The 4759-nt window shown below is 75.2% G+C and carries 7 protein-coding genes; all 7 read right to left on the bottom strand.

Annotated elements, in window-relative coordinates; genetic code table 11:
• Positions 1-58 precede the first annotated feature (58 nt).
• Positions 59-1606 carry an alpha/beta hydrolase gene (locus tag CCN39_RS12210; RefSeq protein ID WP_086841433.1) on the bottom strand — a complete coding sequence of 516 codons (1548 nt, stop codon included), beginning with the start codon at positions 1604-1606 and terminating at the stop codon, positions 59-61.
• Between the two features lie 71 nt (positions 1607-1677).
• Positions 1678-2757, bottom strand: coding sequence for an ATP-dependent DNA ligase (locus tag CCN39_RS12205; RefSeq protein ID WP_086841432.1), 1080 nt, complete (start codon positions 2755-2757; stop codon positions 1678-1680).
• Between the two features lie 27 nt (positions 2758-2784).
• A complete protein-coding gene (locus CCN39_RS12200) occupies positions 2785-3384 on the bottom strand; it encodes an Asp23/Gls24 family envelope stress response protein (protein WP_086841430.1) in 600 nt (199 codons plus the stop codon).
• Positions 3381-3917, bottom strand: coding sequence for a DUF6286 domain-containing protein (locus CCN39_RS12195; protein WP_086841428.1), 537 nt, complete (start codon positions 3915-3917; stop codon positions 3381-3383). The genes CCN39_RS12200 and CCN39_RS12195 overlap by 4 nt, the downstream gene beginning before the upstream one ends.
• A gap of 2 nt (positions 3918-3919) precedes the next feature.
• A complete protein-coding gene (locus CCN39_RS12190; protein WP_086841426.1) occupies positions 3920-4270 on the bottom strand; it encodes an Asp23/Gls24 family envelope stress response protein in 351 nt (116 codons plus the stop codon).
• Positions 4267-4443: a hypothetical protein gene (locus CCN39_RS12185; protein ID WP_013224542.1), complete on the bottom strand. Its 177-nt coding sequence runs from the start codon at positions 4441-4443 to the stop codon at positions 4267-4269. The genes CCN39_RS12190 and CCN39_RS12185 overlap by 4 nt, the downstream gene beginning before the upstream one ends.
• A 26-nt stretch (positions 4444-4469) precedes the next feature.
• Positions 4470-4759: hypothetical protein (locus CCN39_RS50130; RefSeq protein WP_158104499.1), on the bottom strand; the 290-nt coding region annotated here is incomplete at its 5' end.

Here is a 4759-nt window from a genome sequence, read left to right as displayed (position 1 = left end):
CTCGCGAGTTCCGGCTCTGATCACGTGGGATCCGGGTCTGATCACGTGAGTTTCGGGGTCAGGCGGGGCAGAGGGTGCCGTCTGCCGGGATCTTGCCGTCGACCAGGAAGGCGCGGGCCGCGTCGGTGACGCAGGGGGAGATGCCGAGGGCGCCGTGGCCTGCGCCCTGCCAGGTGATCGTCACCGCGGAGGGCATCTGGTCGGCTGCGCGGGTGCTGCCGACCTGGGGGGTGACCGGGTCCGTCGCGGTGGCCGCGACCAGGATCGGCGGGGCGCCCGGCGCGCCCGGCGCCGGCAGCGGCTCGGTGCGCACCGGCCACGGGCCGCACCAGGCCAGCTGCTGGGCGACGACCGAGCCGAACTGCGGGTACTTGGCCCGCATCGCGGCCACGAGCTGGTCGAGCTGGTCGGCCGAGAGCCGGGTCTGGCTGTCGTTGCAGCGGGTGGCGATCGTCGCGTCGATCCGGGACGGCTGGGCGCGCGTGTCGCGCAGCACCGGTGCCGCGAACGCCGAGAGCGGGCCGACGTCGCCCGAGCGCGCCGCGGCGATCGCGTCGGCCAGCTCCGGCCACCGCGAGCGCTGCGAGAGTCCCGTGTAGACGGCGAACAGCGCGATGCCCGGGCCGAACGTGACGTCCTCGCCGACCGCCGCCGGGGTGCGCCGCAGCTGGTCGGCGAGCGCCGGAAGCGCCGTCTTGGGGTCGCCCATCGCGCAGTGCCGTGCCGCGCAGTCCGCCGCGAAGGCGTCCAATGTGGACTGGGCGCCGGCGGCGACCGCGTCGAGGACCGCGGCGGTGTCGGCGCCCGGGTCGGGCACGCCGTCGAGGACCACGCGCCCGACCTGGCCGGGGAAGCGCACCGCGTACTCGGCGAGCACCTTCGAGCCGTCGCCGTGGCCGAGCGCGTTCAGCCGCTCCATGCCCAGCTGCTTGCGCAGCTCGTCGAGGTCGCCCGCACCGCGCCAGCTGTCCAGCGCGGTCTGGGAGTCGTCCAGCTCGATGGCGCACTGCTGACCGGCCTTGCGGGCCGCGTCCAGCACGTCGCCCAGGCCGCCCTGCGCCGGGTCGGCGGCGATGAGGTCGGGCCGGATGTCGGCGGGGATGCACTGCGCCGCGCCGGAGAGCCCGGTGCCGCGCCGGTCCAGGCCGATCAGCGAGAACTTCTCCAGGAACGCGGGCGGCAGCGTCGCGGCCAGCCGCGCGGCGTACACGGTGCCCGGGTCGCCGTCGACGTCGTTGACCACCACGAGCGGCACCGGCCCGTTGCCGACCTTCAGCGCCAGCAGCCGCACCACCGACCGCCGGGGCTCGCCGGGGGAGTCGAGCGGCGCGGTGACGCGGGCGCAGGTGAAGTGCAGGCTGTCCGGGACGCCGGGGGTGCCGATGCGCTGGCGGGTGTCGTCGTCGCAGTCGGCCCACTTCAGCGTCGGCGACTGCGGCTCGCCCAGCGGCGGCAGCGGGACACCGGGTGCCTTCGCCGGGGTGCCGCCGGTCGTCTTCCCGTCGTTCTCGACCAGCGCCGGGCGGACCGAGGGACCCGCGGCGCAGCCCGCAGCCGCGGTCAGGGCGAGCAGCGCGGCCAGGAGACGGGTACGGCGGCGGCGCACGGGCGGGATCCTCACGTCGGACGTCGATCAACGGGCAGGCCGAGCTTCGCACGGCCGGTGTGGGACGCGGGTTAGCGGGTCCGCACCACCTGGCCCCGGAAGACGGCGTCGAGGTCGTAGCGGGCGGGCTCGTCGAGCTGGCCGTAGTCGCACGAAGCGGGTTCGCGGTCGGGCCGCCACCGCACGAACCGCGCGTTGTGCCGGAACCGCGACGGCATGCCGCCTTCGGTGTTCTCGTAGGCCACTTCGACGACGCGCTCGGGCCGCAGCGGCACCCATTCGTGCTCGGTGGCGCGCCAGCGGGTGATGCCGCCGGGGATGCGCTGGGCCTCGCCGGTGGCCCGGCCGCCCCAGGGGTGGTCCTCGCCGTCGGTGATCAGCGGCGCCAGCTCTTCGGCGAGCTCGCGGCGGCGGTCCTTGGGGAACGACCCGACGGTGCCGACGTGGTGCAGCACGCCCTTGTCGTCGTGCAGGCCGAGCAGGAAGGAGCCGACGAGGTCGCCGGGGCCGCCGTCGACGTGCCAGCGCAGCCCGGCGAGCACGCAGTCGGCGGTGCGCACGTGCTTGTACTTGAGCATGACGCGCTTGCCGGGAGTGTACGGCTCGTCGAGGGGCTTGCCGATGACGCCGTCGAGGCCGGCACCCTCGAACAGCTCGAACCAGTGCCGCGCGGTGTCCGGGTCGGTGGTGGCGGGGGTGAGCGGGAACCGGTCACCGGCCAGCTCGACGAGCCGTTCCCGGCGCACGGACGTCGGTTCGTCCAGCAGCAGGTCGTCGTCCAGCGCGAGGACGTCGAAGGCGACGAACTCGGCGGGCTGCTCACCGGACAGCAGCGTGATCCGGCTTTCGGCGGGGTGGATCCGTTCGGTGAGGGCGTCGAAGTTGAGCCGGCCGTCCCGCGCGACGACGAGTTCCCCGTCGAGGACGACCCGCGGCGGCAGGACGTCCAGCAGCTTCGCGACGGCCTCCGGGAAGTACCGGTTGAGCGGTTTCTCGGCCCGCGACTGCAGGTACAGCTCGTCGCCGTCGCGGAAGACGATGCAGCGGAAGCCGTCCCACTTCGGTTCGAAGAGCAGGCCCCCGGAGTCCGGGATGGCCTTGGCGGGCTTGGCGAGCATCGGCTTCAGCGGCGGCTGCAGCGGTAGGGGCATGCCCCGCATTCTGCGGAAAACCCCGGCTCAGCGCACGCGTTTGGCCGGGCTCGTGTCGAGTTCCAGCCGGACCGCGGCCGGCAACGACGCCAGGCCGAGCGATTCCCGGGCCCGGGTCAGCACTCGCGTGTCCAGGTCCGCCCACACCCCTTTGAGGTCCGTGCCTTCGCGCAGCCACAGCGTGATGCGCAACGCCGGAGCCGTGCGCGAGCCGACCGCGCGGACCCGGGCCCGGCTGACGCCGTCGAGGTGCTCCGCGTCCGTCTGGACCGCGCCGGCGATCGCGGCCGCCGTGACCACCAGTTCCGCTCCCTCCGTGCGGTCGAGGTCCAGGTCCGGACGCGGTTCCGGGCGCAGCGAGCGCACGGCCCAGCGCAGCCCGAGCACCACCAGCAGTACCCCGAGCACGATCGCGGCGATGCGCGCCGGCGTCGCGTGGGCGCCGAGCCAGCTCACCGCGATCGGGTCCAGCAGCGGGCGGCGGCCGCGGAACTCGCCGAGCCCGCCGAAGCCGACCACCAGGGCCAGCGCGCCGCCCAGGAAAGCGAGCAGCCCGACGAGGAACGTCAGCGTGCGTTCGCCGGTGTAGGACCGGGCGAGCGCCTTCGTGGCGGCGGAACGGCTCATCGGCGGTCCTTCGGCGAGTCGACGACGACCGTCACCTTCGGCCGCCGCACCAGGGGGAGCTCGTCCAGCAGTGCCGACACCGTGGCCAGCAGGCGCGGCCGTAGCTCGGCTTCCGTCTCGAGGGTGCTCTTCGCGCGGACGCGGACGCGGCGGGCGTTCGCGGTGACCGACGCGCCCGCGACGTTGTCCTGCGCGCGCACGGTCAGCCCGACCAGCCGGGCCAGCGAGCGCGGTGACGTCGAGACGCTCACGTCGCCGGCCGGGTCGGTCAGCCGCACCGCGCGGTTGCCGGCCGCGAGCGCGCACGCCACCAGGACCAGGCCCGCGGCGGCCAGGACGCCGGCTCCGATGCGCACCGCGTAGGCGTCCCAGCCCAGCGACGTCAGCCCGGCCTGCCACCGCGGCCACGGCACCAGCAGCGGCGCCGAACCCGGGCGCCACCAGTGCCAGCCGACCTCGAGGGCCAGCAGCGCGCCGGCCGCGGCGAAGGCCAGGCCCAGCAGGGTGGCGAGGATGCGGACGAACGGGCGCACGGCTACCGCACCCTCGGCGCGACGTCCGGCAGCAGCGCGGACACCGTCACGGCCAGGGTCCGCACGCGGTAGCCGGTGAGCAGCTCGACCTCTTCGGCCACCTTCGCGCGCACGTCGCCGACGACCGCGCGGACCGCCGCCGGGTAGCGCAGGGCCAGGTCGAGAGCGAGGTCGACGTCGTTGTCGTGGCCGCCGACCTTGGCCTTGGGGCCCTTCTTGCCGTCGCGGGCGGTGCCGGGGACCTGGCCGGCCGCGTGCTGGGCGACCTTGCGGACCACCGCGTGCCCGATGGTGAGGGTGCCGCGCTCGGCCGGTTCGGCGAGCTCCCGCGGCACGTCGAGGGCGGGGCTCACTTGTCGCGGCCCTTGCCGAACAGCTCGCCGAGGTCGAGCTCGCCGTCGAGGACCCGGCCGGCGACCAGGCCGATGATCCCGACGGCCAGGGTCACCAGGAACGCGGTGAACCCCTGGGTCGCGGCGAGGCCGAGGATCAGCCCGGCCAGGAGCCCGGTCTGCGTTGCGTTCACATGTCCTCCTTGGACTGGACGGAAAGTCACCGCACGCGGGACGGGCGGCGGCGGAAGCGGGACAGGAAGGCCGCCACCCCGCGGCGGCGGCGGGAATCCGCCACCCGGCGGCGGCGGGCGAAGAGTGCCACCAGCCGGTCGAGGTCGGGGTCCGCCGTCGTGGCGCGATGGTGGGCGGAGGGTGCCGCCACCCGGGGGCGGCGGGCGAAAGGTGCCACCAGCCGGTCGAGGTCGGGGTCCGCTGTCGTGGCGCGATGGTGGGCGGAGGGTGCCGCCACCCGGGGGCGGCGGGCGAAGAGCGCCACCCGGCGGCGAG

The organism is Amycolatopsis kentuckyensis, assembly GCF_002155975.1.
Taxonomy (GTDB): domain Bacteria; phylum Actinomycetota; class Actinomycetes; order Mycobacteriales; family Pseudonocardiaceae; genus Amycolatopsis; species Amycolatopsis kentuckyensis.
The sequence above is the reverse complement of the archived record's forward strand: the minus strand, read 5'-3'. Positions and strand labels throughout refer to the sequence as shown.